This window comes from Psychrobacter sp. PP-21 (assembly GCF_033790785.1).
In the GTDB taxonomy this organism is placed as follows: Bacteria; Pseudomonadota; Gammaproteobacteria; order Pseudomonadales; family Moraxellaceae; genus Psychrobacter.
The window spans coordinates 1-402 of the sequence record NZ_JAMYEB010000102.1 but is presented as its reverse complement, the minus strand read 5'-3'; the positions used below and the strand labels follow the sequence as shown (position 1 = coordinate 402).

The following is a 402-nucleotide window of genomic DNA, read 5'->3' as shown; positions in this document are numbered from 1 at the left end:
TCACAACAAGTTGTTCTTTAGTTTAAGCTTACGTTTTAGGACGTATTAGGGTCTGTAGCTCAGCTGGTTAGAGCACCGTGTTGATAACGCGGGGGTCAGTGGTTCGAGTCCACTTAGACCCACCATTTATATAATGGGGCCATAGCTCAGTTGGTAGAGCGCCTGCCTTGCACGCAGGAGGTCAACGGTTCGACTCCGTTTGGCTCCACCACTACTTTAGTTAAGCTTAGAGTGCTAAATAAAATAGGTATCAAATAGAAACAAGTGATTTGCATAAGATTACTTCTTTCTGTTTTATACAGAATCTGTGACTCGACGAGAGCATAGAGACTATTTAAAAACATAGATATGAGTCTGGGTTAGGAAGAGCGTGTTCACGCGCACTTCTTAACCTTAATAACT

At 42.5% G+C, this 402-nt stretch carries 2 tRNA genes; both read left to right on the top strand.

The features are described 5' to 3' along the window. Positions 1 to 48: 48 nt before the first annotated feature. Positions 49 to 125, top strand: a tRNA-Ile gene (locus NJD71_RS13765). A gap of 10 nt (positions 126 to 135) precedes the next feature. Further along, positions 136 to 211, top strand: a tRNA-Ala gene (locus NJD71_RS13760). Positions 212 to 402: the final 191 nt, after the last annotated feature.